Genomic DNA, 24047 nt, shown 5'->3' with positions numbered 1-24047 from the left:
GTTGACCGTCCTCACATCCGACAACCTACCTTTTCTTCCACCCACCCCGTCGTCCCGGCATTCCACCCGTCGATTTCGGCGCAGGCCCGAACTCCGGTCCTGATTGCCTTGAATCCGTCGGCTGGATGATCCGGCTCGTGCTGCCGAACGGCTTTGCCGGCAGGCTTGGGCTGGCGCGGTAGGGCAGCGATTCCGGGCCGTGCATCTCGTCGAGATGCGGCTTGTGCACCCTCGAGCCGCTGCCGCTGCCGCTTGCCTTCAGCGCGGAGCTCACGGTCTTCTTCTTCATCGCGCTGACCGGCAAATTGGCGGCATCGCCGTATTTCCTGGTGCCGGCGTAGGCGCCCGCCTTGCCCGCGACGGTGCGCTGCTTGGCGGTGGGATCGTCGACCACGGCGAGCTCGGTGGCGCGCAGGCGCTTGACCTCGTCGCGCAGGCGCGCGGCTTCCTCGAAGTTCAGATCGGCGGCGGCTTCGCGCATCCGCGTCTCGAGGTCGGCGAGCACGGCTTCAAAATTGTGTCCGATCGAGATGACGTCGTCGGTCATGTCGTGACCGCCGACCTCGACCAGCACGTGGTCGCGCTCGTAGACCGAGTTGAGGATGTCGCCGATGTGCTTCTTCACGCTTTCAGGCGTAATGCCGTTGGCTGTGTTGTACTCGACCTGTTTTTCGCGGCGCCGGTTGGTCTCGGCGATGGCACGCTCCATCGAGCCGGTCATCTGGTCGGCATAGAGGATCACCTTGCCATCGACGTTGCGTGCGGCACGGCCGATGGTCTGGATCAAGGACGTTTCACTGCGCAGAAAGCCTTCCTTGTCGGCATCGAGAATGGCGACCAGCGCGCATTCGGGGATGTCGAGGCCTTCGCGCAACAGGTTGATGCCGACCAGCGCGTCGAACGCACCCAAGCGCAGATCCCTGATGATCTCGATGCGCTCGATGGTGTCGATGTCGCTGTGCATGTAGCGGACGCGGATGCCCTGCTCATGCAGATATTCGGTGAGGTCCTCCGCCATGCGCTTCGTCAGCACCGTGATCAGCGAGCGATAGCCGGCCTGCGCGGTCGCGCGCACCTCGCCGACGAGATCGTCGACCTGGGTGCGGGCCGGGCGGATATCGACCGGCGGATCGATCAGGCCGGTCGGCCTGATCACCTGCTCGACGAACACGCCACCGCTTTCGTTCAGCTCCCAGCTGCTCGGCGTCGCCGACACCGCGATGGTCTGCGGCCGCATCATGTCCCACTCCTCGAAGCGAAGGGGGCGGTTGTCCATGCAGGAGGGCAGGCGAAAGCCGTATTCGGCCAGCGTCGCCTTGCGGCGGAAGTCGCCGCGAAACATGGCGCCGATCTGCGGGATGGTGACATGGCTTTCGTCGGCGAAGATCAGCGCGTTGTCGGGCACGTATTCGAACAGGGTCGGCGGCGGCTCGCCGGGTCGGCGCCCGGTGAGATAGCGCGAATAGTTCTCGATGCCGGCGCAGCTTCCGGTCGCTTCCATCATCTCGAGGTCGAAGGTGGTGCGCTGCTCCAGCCGCTGTGCTTCCAGGAGGCGGCCCTGATTGTTGAGCTGGTCGAGCCGCTGCTTCAGTTCCGACTTGATCGACTTGATCGCTTGCACCAGCGTCGGACGCGGCGTCACATAGTGCGAATTGGCGTACATCTTGATGAATTCGAGCTCGTCCTGCTTGTGGCCGGTGAGCGGATCGAACTCCTCGATGCTCTCGATGGTGTCGCCGAACAAATTCACGCGCCAGGCGCGGTCTTCATAGTGCGCCGGGAAGATGTCGATGACGTCGCCGCGCACCCGGAAAGTGCCGCGGGTGAAATCGGCCTGGGTGCGCTTGTACTGGAGCGCGACGAGGTCGGCGATCAGCTGGCGCTGGTCGATGCGCTCGCCTTTCTTCAGCGCGAACGTCATCGCGGTGTAGGTCTCGACCGAGCCGATACCGTAGATGCAGGACACCGAGGCGACGATGATGACGTCGTCGCGTTCGAGCAGGGCGCGCGTCGCCGAGTGGCGCATGCGGTCGATCTGCTCGTTGATCGACGAGTCCTTTTCTATGTAGGTGTCCGTGCGCGGGACATAGGCTTCCGGCTGGTAGTAGTCGTAATAGGAGACGAAGTACTCGACCGCGTTGTCGGGGAAAAAGTTCTTGAACTCGCCGTAGAGCTGGGCGGCCAGCGTCTTGTTCGGGGCCAGGATCAGCGCCGGGCGCTGCGTCGCCTCGATCACCTTGGCCATGGTGTAGGTCTTGCCGGAGCCGGTGACGCCGAGCAGCACCTGCGAACGGTCGTTGCGCTCGATGCCCTCGACCAGCTCCTTGATCGCGGTCGGCTGGTCGCCGCGCGGCTGGTATTCCGACTTGATCTCGAAGCGGACGCCGCCTTCGGACTTCTCCGGGCGCGGCGGCCGGTGCGGCGTCCACACCCTCATGGAGCCGTCGTCCTTGCGGAACTCCGGCCGCCCCTCGCGGATCAGCGATTCCAGCGCGTCGGCAGTCGCCTTGACGCCGAGCGCCTCCATCTTGCTGCGCGGCGGACGCGCCAGCGCCTCGGCATCGTCCTCCTCGGTGGGAAGACCGAGCTGTCGCGCCAGTTCCGGATCGAGCGTCGGGATCGTGGCCACGGTTCCGTAATTGGCCTGCGGCGCTTCTTCCAGTCCGGCCGGCCGGTCGGCCGGAAAATCCTTCGGCGTCGAGGCGCGCGCGCGATGCGCGGCAGCCTCGCCGCCGGCGCGGCGGTCGCGCGAATTGTCGGGTGGCGGCTGCAGCCCGGTGCCCGATCCAAGCCCCGCATCGCCGCGATTGATCGCAGGATTCAGCAGTTCGGCCAGCGCCGGCCCGATCGGCTGCACATCAGGCCGATGTGCCTTCGAATTCGGAGCCTTGGTTTTAGGGGATTTCGGAGGAGCAGGTTTCTTCGCCATGAGGCGAATATGGGACGACTCCGCCCTCCAGAAAAGGGCGAAGCTACGTCCCGGAGCAGGCTGCTGACAGCAGGTTGGCAGCAGCGCCGGATTACGCCGCCGGCAGCGGCCCGTCGCCGTCCACGACCGTCAGGCGCGGCTCGAGGATATCGAGATGGATTCCGCCGCAATCGGTGCAGCGCATGGTCCAGTACTCGCAGCCGGCGCGGCCGCCGATCACGCGGAGCACCGCGAGATCGCCGTCGCATTCCGGGCAGATCGACAGCACCTGGCGCGAATAAATTCGCGGCCGCCCACCGTCGTCGATTTCGATCACTGACATGGTCAGGTGTTCCCCTGCTTTGCCGCGATGTCCTTCAGTCCTGTTGTCGTGCCGCCGGCCTATTCATCGCTGTCGCCGGCGTGCCGGCGGAAGCGGTCGATGTGATGCTTGGCGTCGGCGATCGCAGCGTCGGGATCCGGCCAGGCGAAGCCGACTTCCATGGTCGGAAACAGCACGCCGTCGATGGCAAGCGGGCTCAAATCGGCGCGCCGGATACGGGCGTGCCACAGTCCCTTGCCAGCTTCGAAGGATTCGATGTCAAAGCCGTCGTAGAGGGTCGTCATTGGAAGTCCCCAAATGCTCAGATGGAGGGTTAGAGGACCACGTTTGCGGATTTCGATATGTGAAGCTGTTCACAAGAGGCCGGCTTTTTCAGCTGAACGATTGGTCGTCAGTTCCGCGCGGCGCGCCCCGACCGCCGCGGCCGGGCCGCCGGTTCCGCCGCCGCCCGCATGATCCAGCGGCGGAACGCGGTAAAATCGCGCTGCTCGGTCTGGAAGCTGCGGTAGATCAGGTACCAGCGCATGCCCTTGGGCACCGAGAGGTCGAACGGCGCCACCAGGCGTCCGGCGGCGAGGTCGTCGTCGATATAGGGCCGGATGCCCATGGCGACGCCGAGGCCGTCGACAGCGGCTTGCAGCGCCTGGCCGTAGAACTGGAACTCCGGCCCGCGCGCGTTGATGCGGGTGAGGTTCGCCGCCTTCAGCCAGATCGGCCAGTCCTCCGGCGAATGGGTGACCCGGATCAGACCGGGCCCTTTGAGGTCCGCCGGCCGCTTCAGGCCGCTGGCGAGGCGGGGCACGCAGACCGGCGTCAAATCGCCCGCGAACAGGGGCTCGGCGACGAGGCCCGGCCAGTCGCCGGTGCCGAGCTTGATGCCGCAGCTCCAGTCCTCGCCGAACGGCACCTCGGCGCCGCCGGTGGTGAAGCGCACCTCGATGTCGGGCTCTTCGCTGCGAAACTCCGACAGCCGCGGGATCAGCCAGCGCATCGCAAAGGTGTGGCCGACACCGATGGTGAGCACGCGCACGCTCGCAGGCGCCGTCACCTGCGCGGTGAGGCTGGCGAGCGCATCGAAGATCGGCGTCAGCCCGCTCTGATAGGCGCGGCCCGCCTGCGTCAGCACCAGCCTGTTGGCCTTGCGTTCGAACAGCGCGACGCCGAGCCGCTCTTCCAACAGATGCACCATGCGGCTGACGGCGGCCGCCGAGACGTTCAGCTCGATCCCGGCCGCGGCAAAGCTGCCGGTCCGCGCCGCCGCCTCGAATGCCTTGATGCCGTTGAGAAAGAGCAGCCGCCGCAAGGGACCCTCAGGAAAGCTGATGCCAGGCCAAGATAACTCAGTTTGCGCAGCCGCGGCAAGCGAGGCACCTTCACCTTGCCCCCCGCGTGCGGGGAGAGAAGCGTGGCGAGGGGGAATGGGCAGTCCGCGTCCCTCGCTTTCGCCGACCCACCACAGGAGAATCCCCACGTGACGCCCATCATGATCGCTGCCCTTGGATTGCTGATGGTGGCCACCGCGTTCCTGTCGGGGCTGTTCGGCATGGCGGGCGGGCTGATCCTGATCGGCGTGCTGCTGGCCCTGATGCCACTGCCGACCGCCATGGTGCTGCATGCGATCACGCAGATGGCCTCGAATGGCTGGCGCGCGTTCCTGTGGCGGGCGCATATCCGCTGGCGGCCGGTTGCAAACTACATGGTCGGCGCTGCCATCGCGCTCGGGGCATGGTCGCTCACGCGCTACGTGCCGGACAAGCCGACGGCGCTTTTGCTGCTCGGCGCCACGCCGTTCATGGCGCGGCTGTTGCCTGCGAATATCAAGCCCGATCCGGATCAGCTCTGGCAGGGCACGGTCTATGGCTCGATCTGCATGGGCTTGATGCTGATGACCGGGGTCTCCGGTCCGCTGCTCGACACCTTCTTCCTCGGCGGCAATTTCGGCCGGCGCGAGAAGGTGGCGACGAAGGCGATGTGCCAGCTCGTCAGCCATTTCACCAAGCTGATCTATTTCGGCGGCATCATCGACCAGGCCGCCTCGCTCGATCCGGTTCTGGCCGGCGTCGCAATCCTCGCCTCGATGCTCGGCACCACGCTGGCGCGGCGCATTCTCGAAGCCATGACCGACCAGCAATTCATCGCCTGGTCGAACAAGCTGATCACCACCATCGCCTGCTATTACATCGCCTATGGCGGCTGGCTCTTGGTTCGCACGCCGGTATTGGCCGCCTTCGACAAGGGAGGTTTGCAATGAGCTGTGAGGCCGACCCGCTGGTGCTGGATTTCGTCGAATGGATCGCCCGCGAGCCGCGCGCCTATGCCGAGGTGATCTCGACCTGGAAAACCTCGTGCCCGCGCCTCACCATCTGGGAGGACGCCGCCGACCGCGGCTTCGTCGCGCGCGAGACAGTGCCAGGCCTCGGGCTCGTCATTGCCGTGACGGAAGACGGGGAAAAGCTTTTGCGCGCCAACGGGCGGTAGTTGGCAGAGCGCTTCTGTCCGCACATCGTCATTGCGAGCGTCAGCGAAGCAATCCAGAATGCCTCCGCGGAAGCAGTCTGGATTGCTTCGTCGCAAGAGCTCCTCGCAATGACGGAGCCTGTGGAGACCCTGCATGTCGCTCAAGCTCTACGAACTCGTCGGCACCGATGCCTCGCGTCCCTTCAGCCCGTATTGCTGGCGCACGCGGATGGCGCTGGCCCATAAGGGGCTGACGGCGCAATCGCTGCCCTGGCGCTTCACCGAGAAGAGCGCGATCGCGCCGCACGGCTCGGAGAAGGTTCCGGTGCTGCTGCATCACGACAGGCCCGTGGTCGATTCCTGGGCGATCGCTGGATATCTCGAAGACAATTTTCCCGATCGTCCCTCGCTGTTCGGCGGCGAGGGCGGCCGCGCCATGGCGCGCATGATCAATGCGTGGGGCGACATCGCCATTGTCGGCGGCATCTTCCCGCTCATCGTCGCCGACATCCCGAACAATCTGGCCGAGGTCGATGCCGCCTATTTCCGCAGGTCGCGTGAAGCACGCTTCGGCGGCAGGACGCTGGAAGAGATCATGGCGAGCCGCGACAGCGGCGTCGTCGCGTTTCGCAAATCGCTGGAGATCATGCGGCAGACGTTAAAGTCTCAGCCCTATCTGGGCGGAGCCGCGCCGAACTACGCCGACTACATCGTGTTCGGCGGTTTCCAATGGGCGCGCGTGGTGAGCCCCTTCAAGCTGCTCGAGGCCGACGATCCCGTTTGTGCCTGGCGCGAAAAACTGCTCGATGCGTTCGACGGAATGGCCCGGACGTCGCCGGGATATCCGGTTTGAACTTCGTAGGGTGGGCAAAGGCGCAAAGCGCCGTGCCCACGCGATGGAAATGGTGGGCACGCTTTCGCTTTGCCCACCCTACGAGACTGCCGCCTCGGCGGCCGCCTTGCGCAAGCACTCCCGGCACAAGCAATCCTCGCCCTTCACCGGCATCGGCAGCTTGGCCGTCTCCTCCGCGCACCAGCACTGGCCCGACAGATCGCAGCCGAACTCGGTGCCGCAGCGGGAACAGAGAAGGCGGCGCACATCCGGTTGCGCAATCGTGATTTCTTTCGGATTTGTCATGATTTACGTCGAAGCTTTGCCGTCATTTTCATGTCGGGTTCATCTCTCGCCGCGGTATATTAGGCGCCGCGCGCAGGCCATGGAAGTGGTCGGCAAGGCGCGGAGGACAAATCGATGGCCCGCGATTCCCAAGCCGCTCTCGTTGCGCTGAACCGCTTCGGCTTCGGGCCGCGCGGCGGCGCATCCGGCGATCTCATCAATGCGGCCTCCGATCCACGCGGCTTCGTGAAGGCGGAGCTGGCGCGCCCCCTTGGCGCGCTGCTGGAGGCGCCGGGCCTGCAATCGACGCCGCAGCTCGGGCAGGCCGTGTTCGCCTATCAGGACGAGGTCAAGCAGGCGCGCGAGGCCGCGAAGGCCGTGGCGCCGACCGAAGCGCCGGCGCCGACGCCGCCCGCGGACCAGAAGCCCGACAACCAATTGCGTCGCAATCTCTCGCTCAACACGGTGGCGAGCGAGATATCAGGTCGGCAGATGGCGGAGGCGAAGCCCGAGGCCATGCAGCCCAACGCTGCGGCACCTGCTGCTGCAAAACAGCCGCAGCAGCCCCTCAACGTGATCCAGAAGACGTTTCGCGCTGAGGCGCTGGCGCGGTTGCAGCGCGCGATGATGGTCGATTGCGGCTTCACCGAGCGCCTCGTCGTGTTCTGGTCCAATCATTTCTGCATCTCCGCGAGCAAGGGCGAGCTGGCGCGGATGTGGGCCGGCGCGTTCGAGCGCGAGGCGATCCGCCCACATGTGCTCGGGCGCTTCGCCGACATGCTGAAGGCGGTGGAGCAGCATCCGGCGATGCTGTTCTTCCTCGACAATCAGCAATCGCTCGGGCCGGATTCGCGCGCAGGCCAGAACCGCAAGCGTGGGCTCAACGAAAATCTCGCGCGCGAGATCATGGAGCTGCATACGCTCGGCGTCGGCGGCGGCTATACGCAGGAGGACGTCACCTCGCTCGCGCGCATCATCACTGGCTGGACCTTTGCCGGCCGGCAGGGGCAGCTCGGGGCCCCCGGGTCGTTCGTGTTCAACGCCAATGCGCATCAGCCCGGGCCGCAAGTTCTGCTCGGCAAGACCTATGAGGCGACCGGTCTGGCGCAGGGCGAAGCCGCGCTCGCCGACATTGCGCGCCATCCGTCGACCGCGAATTTCATCGCCACAAAATTCGTGCGCCACTTCGTCGCCGACGATCCGCCGCCGGCGCTGGTGGCGCGCTTGCGCGACGTCTTCGTCAGGACCGACGGCGATCTCAAGTCGGTCGCGACAGCGCTGGTCGATTCCGACGAGGCATGGAAGGCGCCGCTCACCAAGATGCGCTCGCCTTACGATTTCCTGGTCGCGAGCGGCCGGCTGCTCGCGCGCGTGCCGGAGGATCCCGGCCCGTATCTCAACAGCCTCAATTTGCTCGGCCAGCCGCTATGGTCGCCGGCCGGTCCCAATGGCTTCCCCGATACGGCTGCGGCCTGGGCGGCGCCCGAGGGCATGAAGCTGCGGCTCGACATCGCCTCGCAGATGGGTGCGCGGCTCGGGCCCAACATCGATCCGCTCGACCTGCTGGAGTTCGCCGCAGCCGATGCGGCTTCGGTCGAAACGCGCAAAACGATCGAGCGCGCGGAATCGCGCCAGCAGGCGCTGGCGCTATTATTGATGTCGCCGGAACTGCAGAGGAGATGAAGATGATCGACTGCGTCGAAAACCGGCTCCTCACCTCGCGCCGCGGCCTTCTGCTCGGCGGTGCCTCCTTCGCGGCCTGGGCCTACTTGCCGAAATTCGCGCGCGCCGCTGACGGTCGCGACCCACGCCTGGTCGTGGTGATCCTGCGCGGCGCGCTCGACGGGCTCGCGACCGTCGCGCCGATCGGCGACCCTGACTATGCCGGCCTGCACGGTTCGATCGCGCTCACGGCGGACGGCGCGCATGCCGCGACGAAGCTCGATTCCTTCTTCGCGCTGCATCCGGCGATGCCGGAATTTGCGCGCATGTACCGCGATCAGCATGCCGCGGTAATCCACGCTGTCTCGACGCCCTATCGCGACCGCTCGCATTTCGACGGCCAGGACGTGCTCGAGAGCGGCTATGCGGGGCCGGGCCGCGTGCAGTCCGGCTGGCTCAATCGCGCGCTCGAAGCGCTGCCGCGCGGCGAGCGCGTGTCGAGCGGGCTCGCGGTCGGTCCCACCACGCCGCTGGTGCTGCGCGGCAATGCGCCGACCGTCGGCTGGGCGCCGGTCGCGCTGCCGCAGGCCGACGACGACACCGCGATGCGTCTCGTCGATCTCTACCGTCATCGCGATCCCGCGCTCGCCTCGGCGCTGACGCAGGGCCTGCAGCTGGAGAAGGCCGCGAGCGGCGACGACATGAAGCCGAAGCCGGGCAATCAGGTCGCGCAGATGCGGCAGGTCGCGCGCGGCGCGGCCAAGCTGATGGCCGCCGACGACGGCCCGCGCATCGCCGCGCTCGCCTTCGACGGCTGGGATACGCACGCCAACGAAGGCGGCCCGGTCGGACGCCTCGCCTTCCTGCTCGGCGGTCTCGACGGCGCGCTCGCCGAATTCGAAAGCGGCCTTGGCGATCGCTGGCGCGACACCGTCGTCGTGGTCGCCACCGAGTTCGGCCGCACCGCGCGCATCAACGGCACCGACGGCACCGACCACGGCACCGGCACCATCGCCCTGCTCGCCGGCGGAGCCGTGAAAGGCGGCCGCGTCATCTCCGACTGGCCCGGCCTCAAGCCAGCCAACCTCTATGAGGGCCGCGACCTCAAGCCCACCACCGATTTGCGCTCCGTGATCAAAGGCGTGCTGCAGGGCCAGTTCGGCCTGTCCGATCAGGTGCTGGCCCAGACCGTGTTCCCGGACAGTGCAGGCGCAAAGCCGATGAAGGGGCTGGTTGCCTAACTGTCATTCCGGGGCGCGCGAAGCGCGAGCCCGGAATCCATTCATCCACTGGTTCTGTCGCCAAATGGATTCCGGGCCCGCGCCTTGCGGCGCGTCCCGGAATGACGAACTATCTTCTGCCATCAGGAGAATCGCCCATGTACATCGCCATGAACCGCTTCCGCGTCGCCAAGGGCTCCGAAGCCGCCTTCGAGCAGGTCTGGCTCACGCGCGACACGCATCTGGACAAGGTGCCCGGCTTCGTCGAATTCCATCTGCTGCGTGGCCCCGAGCTCGAGGATCACACGCTGTACGCCTCGCACACCGTATGGGCCAATCACGCCGCGTTCGACGCCTGGACCAAGTCGGAAGCGTTTCGCGCCGCGCATCACCGGGCCGGCGACAACAAGCCGCTTTACCTCGGCCATCCCCAGTTCGAGGGCTTTGAGGTGATGCAGACGGTGGGACGCGGCGCCAAGTAGCGGTGCCAAGTAGCGGCGCCAAGTAACGCGCCGCATCACCCCTTCGTAATTCTGTCGATCTCGGCGAGATCCTCGGCCGTGAGCTGCCAGGCGATCGCCTTGACGTTCTGCTCGACTTGCTCGACGCGGGTGGCGCCGGCGATCACGCTCGACACTTGCGGGCGTGCAGCCAGCCAGGAGAAGGCGAGCTCGAGCATGGAATGGCCGCGCGCCTTGGCAAAGGCCTGCAGCTTTTCGACGACGTCCTCGTTGCGCGGCGTGACATAGCGCTCGCGCAGCGCCGGCACCTTGCCGAAGCGGCTGTCGGCCGGGGCAGTTGCGCCGCGCTGGTACTTGCCGGTCAGCAGGCCGCTTGCCAGCGGGAAGAACGGCAACAGGCCGAGCCTGTATTCCGTTGCTGCGGGCAGCAGATCCTTCTCGATATCGCGGACCACGAGGCTGTACTCGTCCTGGGCCGAGACGAAGCGGCTCACATTCATCGCGCGCGCGGTGAACTCGGCCTCCGCGATCCGCCACGCCGGAAAGTTGGAATGGCCGATATAGCGGACCTTGCCCTGGCGGACGAGATCGTCGAGCGCGCGCAGCGTCTCCTCCAGCGGCGTCAGCGGATCGTAATCGTGCTGCTGGTAGAGATCGATGTAGTCGGTCTTGAGCCGCGTCAGGCTGGCCTCGACCGCGCTCATGATGTAGCGGCGCGAGGCGCCCTGCTTGGTGCCGTCGGCCGCCATCGGCTTGGAATATTTGGTGGCGAGCACGATGTCCTTGCGGCGGTCGCCGAGCACCGTGCCCAGCACCGTCTCCGAACCGCCCATGCCGGCATAGATGTCGGCGGTGTCGAACAGCGTGATGCCGAGGTCGATCGCCCGGTGGATCACCTTGCGCGAGGTTTCCAGATCGGTGCGCTGGCCGAAATTGTTGCAGCCGAGCCCGACCGCGGACACGCGCAGGCCGGAGCCGCCGAGATTGCGAATTTCCATGGAAGATCCTGTCAGACGAGAGCCGGCGGCCATTGTGACCGCGGTGCGCTGCAGCGGCAAGCGCCTGGCCTCGCGTTGCAGCCATGCCGACAAGAAGCGGCAGGCAAAAAAATGCGGCCCCCGTAGACGCGGCGACTCACGGGGGCCGCTTGGGGCGCTTGATCGGTGACGGGGGGCTGATCAGACGCGACTGCAGGATAGTCCCGGTGTGTTACGCGCCGGTGACATCTGGAGTTATCCACAGGCCCCAAAAGTCAGAATATCTTGCGGTAGACGATGAAGCCGGAGCGTTCGGCGACCTTGTCGTACAGGCTCTGTGCGGTGGTGTTGGTCTCGTGCGTCTGCCAGTAGACGCGCGGCGATCCCGCGAGTTTTGCACGCTCATAGACGCCGTAGATCAGCGCCGAGGCGACGCCCTTGCCGCGCGCGGCTGGAAGCGTGAACAGGTCCTGCAGATAGCACGAGGGCTCGATCGCCGTGGTGCTGCGGTGGAACAGGTAGTGCGTCAGCCCGAGCAGCTTGCCGTCGCTCTCGGCGACTAATCCATGCACCGGCTCATAGGCATCGAAGAAGCGCTGCCAGGTCATCTCAGTGATCTCGGGCGCGAGCGCGGTCGGACCGGAGCGGCCGTAGAAGGCGTTGTAGCCGTCCCACAGCGGCAGCCATTGGTCGTAGTCCTGCCGGGCGACGGAGCGAACGGTGAGCGACATCTAGGAAATCCGTGGGGCGATGAGGCATCCTTCATACGGGATCATCGCGGTGCGAATCAATCGCGCCGCGGCGCATCATCACTCCGCGACGCGCGAATGGCGGATCAGTTTCTGCCCCGTCGGATCGCGCAGCGAGCGATAATAGTCGGCGCGTTCGGGCGCGTCGGTGTGGCGCACGAGGTCGGTCACCGGCGTGTAGCTCAGCATGCGGCCGCCGTCGGGCAGCGCAGTGCAGACGAAGCGCAGCACCTCGCCATTGCGAAAGGCGATATTGATCGGCGTGGCATCGCCGGTCCGCACCATCTCCATGCGCTGCGCGATGAAGACGCCGAGCTCGTCCTGCGGCAATTCGAACGCGCCGGTGTCGCGGCCGTGATACATCAGTGCGATGAAGGGCGGCTTGTCGTCGGCCATCTCGTCCGGCAACGCAAAATATTTGCGAAATGCGCGGTTGATGAATTCGGCGCGGGTCTCCGCATCGAGCAGCACGATGCCGATGTCGACTTGGTCCAGCGCGGCCGACAGCCGCGCGGCAGTAGCGTGGTTGCGCCGCTCGGCAGCGAAGGCATCGAGCAGCCGCTCGCGCACCAATCCGGTGATGGCCGCGGTGCCGGTGGTCGTCAGCGCGAGCAGGGAAAGCTGCACGAGTTCGCTCGCGGCAAAGCCCGGCGCGGCGCGATGGCCGAGCGCGAGCAGCACCGCGCCGATCACGGCGATAACGGCGCTGCCGAGTGCGGATGCAAAGCCGGAAAGCGACCCGGCCAGCGCCACGATGCCGACGAACAGCGGCGCGAGCGAGAGAGTGGGAGCATGGCGATCGAGCAGGATCGCCAGCGCTGCGATCGCTGCCGTCAGCACGGGACCGGACATGGCGCGCCATCCGAACCGCATGGGCCTTGCTCATTCCTCCCTGAACGAGATAAGGCCACCAGACTGTCCCATGGCTGTACAAGCGCAATCCGATTTCGCGTGGCGCGCTGAATCAGGGCTTGCCCGCGCCGCCAAAGCTTTCGGATGATTTTAGGCCAAATGCGCGTGCTCGATGCGCTGCAGGGCCGGAGCATTCCATGTCGACGACCCCGGCCCCTTGCGCGTGCCGACGAAAATCAACAGCGACGCCGCGACCAGGATGGCCGCCGTCAGGGTGATTGCAACGATGACCACAGGCGATTTCATCACTGTCCCGTCACGATGCATCGGGCGCGGGGCCGCGCGGCACCTTGAAGCCATTCCGCGATGAAACGGGGATCAGACCGGCAGACCCATCGCCATGGTCGCCTTGGTCGACAGCACAGTGAGGGTGACGATCAGGCACAGCGAGAGCGCGGCGACGGCGAGCGAGGCCGCGACCGCGTTGGTCAGCCGGGAAGACGAGACGGTATCGGTTTGGCCCTGAAAGCCGACCGTGCCGGACGCCCGCATCATGGTCTAAATCCTTCAACGTGCGAGCGAATCACCCGCAACGCCGAACAATCTCACAATTTCAACTGGCAATATTGGGGCGGCGACCGCGCCAAATATGGCAGGATTTAGGCAAAGGTTAACGCCATGCCCGCTATTTCTTAACGCCGCGCCTGGTCTCAGGCTCCGGCGGCGATGCTGGCGGGGTCGTCGATGTCGGCGGGGCGCCAATCCATGGCCACGAAGCCGGGCGCGGCCTCGACGCGCTTCAGCCAGTCCCGGATCGCCGGGAAGGGCTGCAGGTCGAAGTCGCAGCGGTCGGCGAGATGGGTGTAGCCGTACAGGGCAATGTCGGCGACCGTGAGCTGGCGGGCAGCGAAGTAGTCGCAGGTTCTGAGGTGGTTCTCCATCACCTGGAGCGCGCCATAGCCGCGCTCCATCCAGTCCTCCAGCGCGTGGGTCTGCAGGTCGCGGCCGCCCTTGACCAGCGACAGCCAGAAATAGGCGGCGCCGATATTCGGCTCGAGTGCGTGCTGCTCGAAGAACATCCATTGCAGCGCCTCGGCGCGATCGATCCGGTTCTCCGGCGCCAGCGGCGTGCCGACGGCGACATACCAGAGGATGGCGTTGGACTCGGCGAGATAGCGGTTGTCGCCGACCTCGAGCAGCGGCACTTGTCCCGACGGGTTCTTGGCCAGGAAGTCCGGCGTCTTGCTCTCGCCGCGCAGAATGTCCACCTCGATCGCTTCGTAAGGTACGTTCAGCAGCGCCAGCGCAAGGCGGACCTTGTAGCTGTTGCCCGAGCGTTGCATCGAATAGAGCTTGTACATTCTGGGAGTTCGATTCCGAAGGATGGAAGGCGCGACGCTCGTTGCCCCGCACCGCGGCTAAACAATGATGCCGATGCGAATCCGCCGCAAGGGCTCGGCAATAGAAAAACTCGAAATCCCTACCGCACTGCATCACGAGGGAAGATCATGTTCGCGCCGCGCTGCAAATCAGATCACGCTTGCGTCAACATGCAAGACTCATCGCGTCGCGCAATCGTGTGCCACGCGCGTCATCGTCATGCCCGCGCTTGTCCCGGGCATCCACGTTCTTCCTCCAGTGGCAAGGCGTGGCTGGCCGGGCCTTCGCCTCGCCGAAGCGGCTTCGGCCGCGCAGCCGGGACAAGCCCGGCCATGACGACGTTCCGATTATATCTGCGCACAACACGCAAAATTGCTCCGAGGACAAGCCTTCCCGGATATGAGCGATTTCGACAGCAAAGTTGCCGATTATTGCGGGAAATCCGGGCTTGAAACGCTCCAAACCCGTAAACTTTCTGAAGATCGGGCCGAAGTTTCTTGCGGTGCAGCGGCACACGTTTTAGGGTGGCTCCATTCCCACAATCAGAGTCGTGCGACCATGGGTTCACGACGCTTGTCAGGAGATGACGATGTCCTTCCTTGCCGCTGCGCTCGACCGTGTGAAGCCGTCCGCGACCATCGCGGTCACGGATAAAGCACGCGCGCTGAAAGCGGCGGGCCGCAACGTCATCGGCCTTGGCGCCGGCGAGCCCGACTTCGACACGCCCGCCAACATCAAGCTCGCGGCGATCCGCGCCATCGAGGCCGGCAAGACCAAGTACACCGCGGTCGACGGCATCCCCGAGCTGAAGGACGCGATCATCGCGAAGTTTCAGCGCGAGAACGGCGTCGCCTACAAGCCGAACCAGATCATCGTCGGCACCGGCGGCAAGCAGGTGCTCTACAACGCGCTGATGGCGACCATCAATCCGGGTGACGAGGTGATCATCCCGGCTCCCTATTGGGTCAGCTATCCTGAAATGGTGGCGCTCGCCGGCGGTGAGCCGGTGCCGGTGGTCTGCACCGCGGCATCAGGTTTCAAGCTCGGAGCCGAGGCGCTCGAGCGCGCGATCACGCCGAAGACCAAATGGGTGATCCTGTGCTCGCCGTCGAACCCGACCGGCGCGGCCTATACGCGCGCCGAGCTCAAGGCGCTCACCGACGTGCTGGTCAAGCATCCGCATGTGTGGGTGATGACCGACGACATGTACGAGCACCTCGTCTATGACGACTTCCAGTTCACCACGGTCGCGCAGGTCGAGCCCAGCCTTTACGACCGCACGCTCACCGTGAACGGCGTGTCGAAAGCCTATTGCATGACCGGCTGGCGCATCGGCTATGCCGGCGGCCCGGCCCAGCTCATCAAGGCGATGTCGACCATCCAGTCGCAGTCGACCTCGAACCCGTGCTCGATCGCGCAATGGGCGTCGGTGGAAGCGCTGAACGGTCCGCAGGATTTCATCCCCGCCAACAACAAGGTGTTCAAGGAGCGTCGCGACCTCGTCGTCTCCATGCTGAACCAGGCCAATGGCATCGAGTGCCCACGTCCCGAAGGCGCGTTCTACGTCTATCCCTCCTGTGCCGGCACGATCGGCAAGAAGGCGCCGTCGGGCAATGTGATCGGAAATGACGAGCAGTTCGTCACCGAGCTGCTGGAGACCGAGGGCGTTGCCGTCGTGCAGGGTTCGGCCTTCGGCCTCGGCCCGGCGTTCCGCATCTCCTACGCGACCAAGACCTCGGACCTCGAAGACGCCTGCAAGCGCATCCAGCGCTTCTGCGGCAACCTGCGCTGAGCCTGTCGCGACCGACTTCAGGAAAGGCCCACCTCTGGCGGGCCTTTTTTGTTCGCACGCCTATCATCGTGTGCGATCTGGCGCCATTGCGGCTGTTGTGGCATAGACCATCGCGCAACACGGGTGGGGTGCTCTCTCTGCTCGCATCACACATAGCCGGAGATATTTCATGCGCCGTTCGTTCATCTTCGCCGGGCTCGCTGCCGCCAGCCTCGTTGCCTCCGTCACAAGCAGCGACGCTCAGCAGCAGAGGATGGTGCAGGTCGGCGTGCTCGAATGTCGCGGCGGCGCCAGCGTCGGCTTTGTGGTGGGGTCCGTCACCAATCTCGGCTGCGTGCTGCGCGCGGAGGGCCTGCCCGAAGACCGCTACGTCGCGACGATCCGCAAAGTCGGCCTCGACCTCGGCATCACCCAGGAGACGGCGCTCGCCTGGGGCGTGTTCGCACCGGTGAACCGGCTCGGTCCTGGCGATCTCGCCGGCAATTACGCCGGCGCGCAGGGTAGCGCCTCGGTCGGCGTCGGCCTCGGCGGCAACGTGCTCGTCGGCGGCTCCAACAATTCGATCGCGCTGCAGCCGCTGAGCGTGCAGGGCCAGGTCGGCCTCAACGTCGCCGCCGGACTCGAGAGCCTGGAACTCCGTCCGGGCCGCTAACGCCGCCTCGACGGCGATGTCGCGTTCGCCTCTCCCTGCCGGGAGAGGTGGAACATCAGGCAACAGCGGTACCAACGAACTGACGACGCACCGCAGCGACGTTTGACGCTTGCCAAATCTCGGGGACGGGCAGAGCATCTGCGTTTGCCGACCCAATCAAGGGCCGAGCTCCACACCAAGGAGGCGGCGAAATGGGACAAGACGTCAGAAGTCCCCGAGGTCCACGGTGCATTGCGCTGGTGGGCCCTTTCCAATCAGGTAAAACCACACTTCTTGAAGCGATCCTGGCGCGGACGGGCGCAATCCCGCGCGCCGGCAGCGTCGACGCCGGTACGTCGGTCGGCGACGCCACGCCTGAGGCCCGTCATCACAAGATGAGCGTCGGGCTCACTGCTGCCACCACGAGTTTCATGGGCGACAGCTATACCTTCCTGGACTGTCCCGGTTCCGTCGAGTTCACCCACGACATGCGCGCCGCGCTGCCCGCGGTCGACGCTGCCATCGTGGTGTGCGAGGCCGACGAGAAGAAGCTGCCGCAGCTTCAGATCATCCTGCGCGAGCTGGAGGAGCTGAAGATCCCGCGTTTCCTGTTCCTCAACAAGATCGACCGCGCCAACAAGCGCATCCGCGAGACGCTCGCGATGCTGCAGCCCGCCTCGCGCGTGCCGCTGGTGCTGCGCCAGATCCCGATCTGGAAGGGCGAGCTGATCGAGGGCTTTGTCGATCTCGCGCTGGAACGTGCGTTCATCTATCGCGAGCACAAGGCCTCCGAAGTGATTGCGCTCGACGGCGGCAATCTCGATCGAGAGAAGGAGGCCCGCTTCTCGATGCTGGAAAAGCTCGCCGATCACGACGACGCGCTGATGGAGCAATTGCTCGAGGACATCCAGCCGCCGCGCGATGCCGTGTTCGACGACCTCGCCCGCGAGTTACGCGAAGGGCAGATCTGCCCGGTTCTTCTGGGCGCGGCCGCCCGCGAAAACGGCGTGCTGCGTCTGATGAAGGCGTTGCGCCATGAGGCGCCGGGCATTGCCGAGACCGCAAAACGTCTCGGTGCGCCGGAAAGCAAGGATGCGCTCGGTTTCGTCTTCAAGACGCTGCATTCGCAGCACGGTGGAAAGCTGTCGCTGACGCGGCTGCTCGCCGGCCATCTCGACGACGGCGCCACGCTGCAATCCTCCTCCGGTGGTGCCAGCCGCGTCTCCGGCATCCTCGCCGTCAGCGGCGCTTACGACAGCAAGCGTGCCTCGGCCGAAGCCGGTGACACCGTGGCGCTCGCCAAGCTCGATGCGGTCAAGACCGGCGACACCGTCTCGAGCGGCAAGACTGCGCCGGCTGCGCTCAAGGCCTCGGAGCCGACGCCGCCGGTGCTCGCCATGTCGGTTGCGGCCACCGACCGCAAGGACGACGTCAAGCTCGGCCAGGCCTTGATGCGGCTGCACGAGGAGGATCCGTCCCTCGTCATCGTGCAGAATGCCCAGACCCACGACACCGTGCTGTGGGGGCAGGGCGAGATGCACCTGCGTGTCGCCAGCGAGCGGCTCAGCGACCGCTTCGGCGTCAAGATCACCTCGCATCCGCCCGCGATCGGTTACCAGGAGACCATCCGCAAGCCGATCGTCCAGCGCGGCCGCCACAAGAAGCAGTCCGGCGGTCACGGCCAGTTCGGCGATGTTGTGCTCGACATCAGGCCGCTGCCGCGCGGCGAAGGTTTCAGGTTCGCCGAGAAAGTCGTCGGCGGTGCGGTGCCGCGCAACTATATCGGCGCGGTGGAAGAAGGCGTTGTCGACGGGCTCGCCCGCGGCCCGCTCGGCTTCCCCGTCACCGATGTGGAGGTGACGCTGACGGACGGCTCCTATCACAGCGTCGATTCCTCCGACCTCGCCTTCCGCACGGCGGCGCGGATCGGGCTCAACGAAGGCCTGCCGCAATGCCAGTCGGTCCTGCTGGAGCCGATCCACATGGTCGAGATCGTCTGTCCGACCGATGCCACCGCCAAGATCAACGCGATCCTGTCGGCGCGGCGCGGCCAGATCCTCGGCTTCGACACCCGCGAGGGCTGGAGCGGCTGGGACTGCGTTCGCGCCATGATGCCGGAAGCCGAGATCGGCGAGCTGATCGTCGAGCTGCGTTCGGCCACCGCCGGTGCCGGCAGCTTCACGCGCCAGTTCGACCACATGGCCGAAGTCACCGGCCGCGCCGCCGACCAGATCATCGCCGCGCATCAGCACGCGGCGTGATCAGTTAGGGCGTCGCGTCGTCAGGGAGGCCCCACTCTCTCACTTCCTCTCCCCGTTCTCACGGGGAGAGGGAGGCGTGGGGACCGTCTCTACGAGGGCGGCACTTTATGTGAGCCACGCCCTCTCCACGTCATTGCGAGTTTAGAAGCAATCCAAAGTCTTCCTCGGGAGACGATCGCGCGTGCGGTTGCCGATATCGGGGGCGCGCGAGATGCAGCTGCCCCCGTCGCCGACGAGACCGTGAGCCGGCGGCCTGATCGGCACTGTGACGCCGGCGCGCTTGACAGGACCGGCCGGACGCGAAATGGATCGCCCTCGAACACGACCGGGGGGAAGGATGACCACGCCCAAACCGCCCGCAGCCTGCCTGATCGGATGGCCGGCCGCGCATTCGCGCTCGCCGCTGATCCATCATTACTGGCTGCGCACGCTCGGCATCGCAGGTGGCTATGTCATCGAGGCCGTTCCGCCGGATGATTTGCGCGATTTCGTGCTGCGGCTGTCGCTGCGCGGCTTTGTCGGGGCAAATGTCACCATTCCGCACAAGGTCGGCGTGATGGAGCTATCGACCCCCGACGCGCGCGCCAGGGCCGTGGGCGCCGCCAACACGCTGTGGTTCGAAGATGGAGAGCTGCGCTCGACCAATACAGACGTCGAGGGCTTTCTCGGCAATCTCGACGCCAGCGCGCCGGGCTGGGGCAAGGCCGGTGAAGCGCTGGTGCTGGGGGCGGGCGGCGCCTCGCGCGCGGTGGTATTCGGCCTGCTCGACCGCGGCTTCGCCAATGTCCATCTTGCCAACCGCACCCTGGCGAACGCCGAGGCACTTGCGGCGCAGTTCGGGCCGAACGTGCATCCGCTGGCCTGGGACGGCATCAATGAGGTGCTGCCGCGTGCAAAACTTCTCGTGAACACGACCTCGCTCGGCATGCATGGCCAGGGCGCGCTCGAGGTCGATGTGGCGCGTCTGCCGGAAGCCGCCGTCGTCGCCGACCTCGTCTATGTTCCATTGGTGACGCCGCTGCTCGCGGCGGCCCGCGCCCGCGGGCTCCGGACCGCCGATGGGCTCGGCATGCTGCTGCACCAGGCGGTGCGCGGCTTCGAGCTGTGGTTCGGCCGGCGGCCCGAGGTGACCGCCGAGCTCCGTGCCTTGGTCGAGGCCGATCTCACAAAGACTTGAGAGAATAGTGCGCTGTCTCCGGCGTTCTACCCCGTGGGGACAATCGGAGACATCAATGACGATCCAACGTGACAGTTTCACGCGCCCGCTCATCGCTGCCGCGATGGTGGTTGCTTCCACCTTTGCCGCCGTCGCGCAAAAGGCGCCGGTGCCGACCCGCGTGCGCGGCACGATCGAGAACGCAGATGGTGACACGCTGCAGGTCAAGTCGCGCAGCGGCGAGGAGGTCAAGCTGCATATCGCCCCGGACGCGCGCGTCGTCGGTGTCACCAGGATCTCGCTCGCCGACATCAAGGTCGGCTCCTTCGTCGGCGCCACCACCGTGCCGGGCCCTGATGGCGGCAACAATGCCGTCGAGGTGCATGTGTTTCCGGAGAGCATGCGCGGCACCGGCGAGGGCTCGCGGCCCTATGATCTCAAGCCCAATTCCAGCATGACCAACGCCACGGTGTCGGAGAGCGTGATCGGCAATGACGGTCATACGCTGCTGGTGAAGTACAAGGACGGCGAGAAGAAAGTTTTCGTCTCCGATATGACGCCCGTGGTGACCTTCGTTCCCGGCGACAAATCGGAACTGAAGGCCGGCGCCCAGGTCATCGCCTTCATGAAGCAACTGCCCGATGGTTCGTTCGAGACCGACCGCGTCAGCGTCGGCCGAGACGGCCTGACCCCGCCGATGTGAAGTGAAGCAAGCTGCCGCAACACTCTCGGTGTCGTCCCGGCCCAGTGCGCAATTGCGCACGGGGGCGGGGACCCATAACCACCGAGTGAAGTTTGGCGAAGATTGAAAACTCCGGTCCCCATAACCACACCCGCCTGTGGCTATGGGTGCCGGATTGCGCGCGCTTGTCCGGGACGACGGCGGATGTCTTGGCCACAGTCGTCGAGCAGATCTTAGGATCGTAGGGTGGGCAAAGGCGCACTTGCGCCGTGCCCACCACCTTTATCCATCATGCAGAGTTGGTGGGCACGCTTCGCTTTGCCCACCCTACGGCACCGCCCTTGCGGCTATACCGCAATCACGTGATCGTCGATCTCGTCGATCCTGTTGACGCCGCACAGGCCCATCGTGGTCAGCAGCTCTTTCTGGATGATGTCGATCGCCTTGGCGACGCCGGCCTGGCCGCCGGCGCCCAGGCCATAGGCATAGGCGCGGCCGATCATGCACGACTTGGCGCCGAGCGCGAGCGCGCGCATCACGTCCTGGCCGGAGCGGATGCCGCCGTCGAACATGATCTCCATCTTGTCACCGACCGCGTCCGCGATCTCCGGCAGCACCTCGATCGAGGACGGCGCGCCGTCGAGCTGACGGCCGCCATGGTTCGACACCACCAGCGCCTGCGCGCCGGTCTTGGCCGCTTCCTCGGCGTCCTCGACGTCCAGAATGCCCTTGATGATGAGCTTGCCCGGCCAGATGCTCCGGATCCAATCGACGTCTTTCCAGTTCAAGGACGTGTCGAACTGCGAGGCCGTCCATTCGGCGAGGCGGTTGAGGTCCTCGGTGTTCTTCACGTGGCCTGCGATGTTGCCGAAGGTGCGGCGCTTGCCCTGCAGCACGCCCGAGACCCAGGCCGGCTTGGTGGCGAAATCCAGGAATTTCGACAGCGTCCACTCCGGCGGGATCGTCATGCCGTTCTTGATGTCGGCATGGCGCTGGCCGATCACCTGCAGGTCGACCGTGAGAACCAGCGCGCTGCACCTGGCGGCGATCGCGCGCTGGATCAGCTCCTTGATGAAGCCGCGGTCCTTCATCACGTAGAGCTGGAACCAGAACGGCTTGTCCACGGCGGCCGCGATGTCCTCGATCGAGCAGATCGACATGGTCGATTGCGTGAACGGGATGCCGGCGGCCTGCGCCGCGCGGCAGGCGTGGATCTCGCCGTCGCCATGCTGCATGCCGAGCAGCCCGACCGGCGCCAGGATCAGCGGCATGGTCGAGGGCTCGCCCAAAATAGTCGTCGAGGTGTCGCGCTTGGAGACGTCGACCAGGATACGTTGGCGGAACTTGATGGCTTGCATGTCCTCGCGATTGGCGCGCAGCGTTTCCTCGGCATAGGAGCCGCGGTCGCAATAGTCGAAGAATGCCTTCGGCACGCGGCGCTTATGCAGCGCGCGAAGATCGTCGATACAGGTGATGTGCTTCATGAACGTTCCCGGCCCATCTTGTCTTGGAAGTCTTGCATCGGAAGATTGAGGGGTCATCTAGCATGGTTGGATGCGCAGCCAAATCGTTTGCGAGAGGGACCATGATGACCAAGCCGCACACGGGGCCTTCGCCGGAAGAGATCAAGGAGAAGCAGGCCCTCGACGACGCGCTCGAAGAGGGCCTCGAGGAGACCTTCCCGGGCTCCGATCCCGTCAACGTCACCCAGCCGGCGCCTAGCCGCGAGGATGGTCATGTGAAGCGGAAGGGGTGAGGCCGGTTCCGGCTCATTCCGGCGACAAAAGCGGAAATATAATGTTAACAGCCGATTACCGGACAGCCCAGTTCCCGGTTCCGTAATGATTCATCATATTTTTTGAAGCCAATTTAGCCCTCCAGCATTATAAAGTCCCCAGCAAATCAGGGATGCGGGGCCTGTTCGGGCACCCGGAGGTTGTCGTGGGGATCCCTGGTTGTTGCGTTGGGGGACGATGATGAGCCGCAAATATTTCGGGACGGACGGGATCCGGGGCCGCGCCAACGGACTGATCACGCCGGAGCTCGCGCTCAAGGTCGGCCAGGCCGCCGGCCTTGCGTTTCAGCGCGGTGACCACCGCCACCGGGTCGTGATCGGCAAGGACACGCGGCTATCAGGTTACATGATCGAATACGCCATGGTCGCGGGCTTCACCTCGGTCGGCATGGACGTGCTGCTGGTCGGCCCGATGCCGACGCCGGCGGTGGCGATGCTGACCAAGTCGATGCGCGCCGATCTCGGCGTCATGATCTCGGCCTCGCACAATCTGTTCGAGGACAACGGCATCAAGCTGTTCGGCCCGCAGGGTTTCAAGCTTTCCGACGACGTCGAGAAGCAGATCGAGCAGCTGCTCGACGAGCCGATCGAGAAGCGGCTGGCGCAGAGCGCGAGCCTCGGCCGTGCCCGCCGTATCGACGGCGTGCATGATCGCTACATCGAATTCGCCAAGCGCACATTGCCGCGCGATCTCTCGCTCGAGGGCCTGCGCGTCGTGATCGACTGCGCCAACGGCGCCGCCTACAAGGTGGTGCCCGAAGCGCTGTGGGAATTGGGCGCCGACGTGGTGCCGATCGGCGTCGAGCCCGATGGCTTCAACATCAACAAGGATTGCGGCTCGACCTCGCCGGAGGCGCTGTCGAAGAAGGTGCGCGAGATGCGCGCCGACATCGGCATTGCGCTCGACGGCGACGCCGATCGCGTCATCCTGGTCGACGAGCGCGGCCATGTCGTCGACGGCGACCAGCTGCTGGCGGTGATCGCACAGAGCTGGAAGGAAGACGGTCGCCTGTCGCGTCCGGGCATCGTTGCCACCGTGATGTCGAATCTCGGCCTCGAGCGTTTCCTGAAGGGGCAGGGGCTCGATCTCGTGCGCACGCCGGTCGGCGACCGCTACGTGCTCGAGCAGATGCTGAGCGGCGGCTACAATCTCGGCGGCGAGCAGTCCGGCCACATCATCCTGTCCGACTACGCCACCACCGGCGACGGCTTTGTCGCCGCGCTGCAGGTGCTGGCGGTGGTACAGAAGCTGCGCCGCCCGGTCTCCGAGGTCTGCCATCGCTTCGATCCGCTGCCGCAGATCCTCAAGAACGTCCGCCACAAGGGCGGCAAGCCGCTCGACGATTCCGACGTGAAGTCGGCGATCTCTGACGGCGAGAAGCGCCTCAACGGCCACGGCCGCCTCTTGATCCGCTCCTCCGGCACCGAGCCGGTGATCCGCGTCATGGGCGAGGGCGAGGACCGCATCCTGGTCGAGGACATCGTCGACACCATCGTCACCGCGCTGGGCCAGGCCGCCGCGTAGCCGCAACCACAATGTCGTAGGGTGGGCAAAGCGGAGCGTGCCCACGCGTCTGTGGCCGTATCGGAAAGATCGTGGGCAC

General features: G+C 65.6%; 25 protein-coding genes. 13 read left to right on the top strand and 12 right to left on the bottom strand.

Features of this window, described 5'->3' with window-relative positions; all coding sequences use genetic code 11:
• Window positions 1-25 precede the first annotated feature (25 nt).
• The 4 genes from uvrB to XH80_RS23695 form a co-directional block, all read right to left on the bottom strand.
• Window positions 26-2929: an excinuclease ABC subunit UvrB gene (gene uvrB / locus XH80_RS23710; protein ID WP_271600637.1), complete on the bottom strand. Its 2904-nt coding sequence runs from the start codon at window positions 2927-2929 to the stop codon at window positions 26-28.
• A gap of 91 nt (window positions 2930-3020) precedes the next feature.
• Entirely contained in the window at window positions 3021-3251 is a 231-nt protein-coding gene (locus XH80_RS23705) for a hypothetical protein (RefSeq protein WP_271600636.1), read from the bottom strand.
• Window positions 3252-3310: 59 nt separating this feature from the next.
• On the bottom strand, window positions 3311-3535 hold the full coding sequence (locus XH80_RS23700; protein ID WP_220004565.1) for a hypothetical protein: 225 nt from the start codon (window positions 3533-3535) through the stop codon (window positions 3311-3313).
• Between the two features lie 107 nt (window positions 3536-3642).
• Entirely contained in the window at window positions 3643-4554 is a 912-nt protein-coding gene (locus tag XH80_RS23695) for a LysR substrate-binding domain-containing protein (protein ID WP_271600635.1), read from the bottom strand.
• A 168-nt stretch (window positions 4555-4722) separates the two neighbouring features.
• On the opposite strand from XH80_RS23695, the gene XH80_RS23690 reads away from it, so the two are divergent.
• From XH80_RS23690 to XH80_RS23680, 3 genes are all read left to right on the top strand, one after another.
• Window positions 4723-5502: a sulfite exporter TauE/SafE family protein gene (locus XH80_RS23690; protein ID WP_271600634.1), complete on the top strand. Its 780-nt coding sequence runs from the start codon at window positions 4723-4725 to the stop codon at window positions 5500-5502.
• A complete protein-coding gene (locus tag XH80_RS23685; RefSeq protein WP_057741557.1) occupies window positions 5499-5729 on the top strand; it encodes a hypothetical protein in 231 nt (76 codons plus the stop codon). Before XH80_RS23690 ends, XH80_RS23685 begins: the two co-directional genes overlap by 4 nt.
• Before the next feature lie 133 nt (window positions 5730-5862).
• Entirely contained in the window at window positions 5863-6561 is a 699-nt protein-coding gene (locus XH80_RS23680; protein WP_271600633.1) for a glutathione S-transferase family protein, read from the top strand.
• 78 nt (window positions 6562-6639) lie between these two features.
• Here the strand turns inward: XH80_RS23680 and XH80_RS23675 are convergent, their stop codons facing one another.
• Complete coding sequence (locus XH80_RS23675) at window positions 6640-6846, bottom strand: cysteine-rich CWC family protein (RefSeq protein ID WP_271600632.1); 207 nt, start codon at window positions 6844-6846, stop codon at window positions 6640-6642.
• Between the two features lie 114 nt (window positions 6847-6960).
• On the opposite strand from XH80_RS23675, the gene XH80_RS23670 reads away from it, so the two are divergent.
• The 3 genes from XH80_RS23670 (at window position 6961) to XH80_RS23660 (ending at window position 10189) form a co-directional block, all read left to right on the top strand.
• A complete protein-coding gene (locus XH80_RS23670; RefSeq protein ID WP_271600631.1) occupies window positions 6961-8508 on the top strand; it encodes a DUF1800 domain-containing protein in 1548 nt (515 codons plus the stop codon).
• A 2-nt stretch (window positions 8509-8510) separates the two neighbouring features.
• Window positions 8511-9728, top strand: coding sequence for a DUF1501 domain-containing protein (locus XH80_RS23665; protein WP_271600630.1), 1218 nt, complete (start codon window positions 8511-8513; stop codon window positions 9726-9728).
• Window positions 9729-9865: 137 nt separating this feature from the next.
• The gene (locus XH80_RS23660) at window positions 9866-10189 is read left to right on the top strand and encodes an antibiotic biosynthesis monooxygenase family protein (protein WP_057741548.1); all 324 of its coding nucleotides are present in this window, start codon (window positions 9866-9868) and stop codon (window positions 10187-10189) included.
• Window positions 10190-10224: 35 nt separating this feature from the next.
• Here the strand turns inward: XH80_RS23660 and XH80_RS23655 are convergent, their stop codons facing one another.
• The 6 genes from XH80_RS23655 to XH80_RS23630 all read right to left on the bottom strand — a co-directional run bounded on the left by XH80_RS23655 (window position 10225) and on the right by XH80_RS23630 (window position 14107).
• Window positions 10225-11166 carry an aldo/keto reductase gene (locus XH80_RS23655; protein WP_271600629.1) on the bottom strand — a complete coding sequence of 314 codons (942 nt, stop codon included), beginning with the start codon at window positions 11164-11166 and terminating at the stop codon, window positions 10225-10227.
• 254 nt (window positions 11167-11420) lie between these two features.
• Window positions 11421-11876 (bottom strand): GNAT family N-acetyltransferase, encoded by a 456-nt coding sequence (locus XH80_RS23650; RefSeq protein WP_271600628.1) that lies wholly within the window; start codon window positions 11874-11876, stop codon window positions 11421-11423.
• 78 nt (window positions 11877-11954) lie between these two features.
• Window positions 11955-12767 (bottom strand): PAS-domain containing protein, encoded by an 813-nt coding sequence (locus XH80_RS23645; protein ID WP_271600627.1) that lies wholly within the window; start codon window positions 12765-12767, stop codon window positions 11955-11957.
• A 129-nt stretch (window positions 12768-12896) separates the two neighbouring features.
• Window positions 12897-13052, bottom strand: coding sequence for a hypothetical protein (locus XH80_RS23640; RefSeq protein WP_271600626.1), 156 nt, complete (start codon window positions 13050-13052; stop codon window positions 12897-12899).
• Between the two features lie 72 nt (window positions 13053-13124).
• Complete coding sequence (locus XH80_RS23635; protein ID WP_254134336.1) at window positions 13125-13301, bottom strand: hypothetical protein; 177 nt, start codon at window positions 13299-13301, stop codon at window positions 13125-13127.
• Between the two features lie 155 nt (window positions 13302-13456).
• Complete coding sequence (locus XH80_RS23630; protein ID WP_271600625.1) at window positions 13457-14107, bottom strand: glutathione S-transferase family protein; 651 nt, start codon at window positions 14105-14107, stop codon at window positions 13457-13459.
• A gap of 608 nt (window positions 14108-14715) precedes the next feature.
• On the opposite strand from XH80_RS23630, the gene XH80_RS23625 reads away from it, so the two are divergent.
• The 5 genes from XH80_RS23625 (at window position 14716) to XH80_RS23605 (ending at window position 20669) form a co-directional block, all read left to right on the top strand.
• Window positions 14716-15918, top strand: a complete 1203-nt coding sequence (locus tag XH80_RS23625; protein ID WP_057741950.1) for a pyridoxal phosphate-dependent aminotransferase — start codon at window positions 14716-14718, stop codon at window positions 15916-15918.
• A gap of 169 nt (window positions 15919-16087) precedes the next feature.
• Window positions 16088-16570 carry a DUF992 domain-containing protein gene (locus XH80_RS23620; RefSeq protein ID WP_271600624.1) on the top strand — a complete coding sequence of 161 codons (483 nt, stop codon included), beginning with the start codon at window positions 16088-16090 and terminating at the stop codon, window positions 16568-16570.
• A gap of 191 nt (window positions 16571-16761) precedes the next feature.
• Complete coding sequence (locus XH80_RS23615; protein WP_271600623.1) at window positions 16762-18810, top strand: elongation factor G; 2049 nt, start codon at window positions 16762-16764, stop codon at window positions 18808-18810.
• 337 nt (window positions 18811-19147) lie between these two features.
• Window positions 19148-19987, top strand: coding sequence for a shikimate dehydrogenase (locus tag XH80_RS23610; protein ID WP_271600622.1), 840 nt, complete (start codon window positions 19148-19150; stop codon window positions 19985-19987).
• A 55-nt stretch (window positions 19988-20042) separates the two neighbouring features.
• Entirely contained in the window at window positions 20043-20669 is a 627-nt protein-coding gene (locus XH80_RS23605; protein WP_271600621.1) for a hypothetical protein, read from the top strand.
• 326 nt (window positions 20670-20995) lie between these two features.
• Here the strand turns inward: XH80_RS23605 and XH80_RS23600 are convergent, their stop codons facing one another.
• Entirely contained in the window at window positions 20996-22132 is a 1137-nt protein-coding gene (locus XH80_RS23600) for an alpha-hydroxy acid oxidase (RefSeq protein ID WP_271600620.1), read from the bottom strand.
• 101 nt (window positions 22133-22233) lie between these two features.
• Between XH80_RS23600 and XH80_RS23595 the strand changes: the two genes are divergently transcribed.
• Complete coding sequence (locus XH80_RS23595; RefSeq protein WP_271600805.1) at window positions 22234-22404, top strand: hypothetical protein; 171 nt, start codon at window positions 22234-22236, stop codon at window positions 22402-22404.
• A gap of 220 nt (window positions 22405-22624) precedes the next feature.
• Window positions 22625-23968 carry a phosphoglucosamine mutase gene (gene glmM, locus XH80_RS23590; protein ID WP_271600619.1) on the top strand — a complete coding sequence of 448 codons (1344 nt, stop codon included), beginning with the start codon at window positions 22625-22627 and terminating at the stop codon, window positions 23966-23968.
• Window positions 23969-24047: the final 79 nt, after the last annotated feature.

Origin of the sequence: Bradyrhizobium sp. CCBAU 45384, from assembly GCF_028128665.1 — a bacterium.
Classification (GTDB): domain Bacteria; phylum Pseudomonadota; class Alphaproteobacteria; order Rhizobiales; family Xanthobacteraceae; genus Bradyrhizobium; species Bradyrhizobium manausense.
The sequence above is the reverse complement of the archived record's forward strand: the minus strand, read 5'-3'. Positions and strand labels throughout refer to the sequence as shown.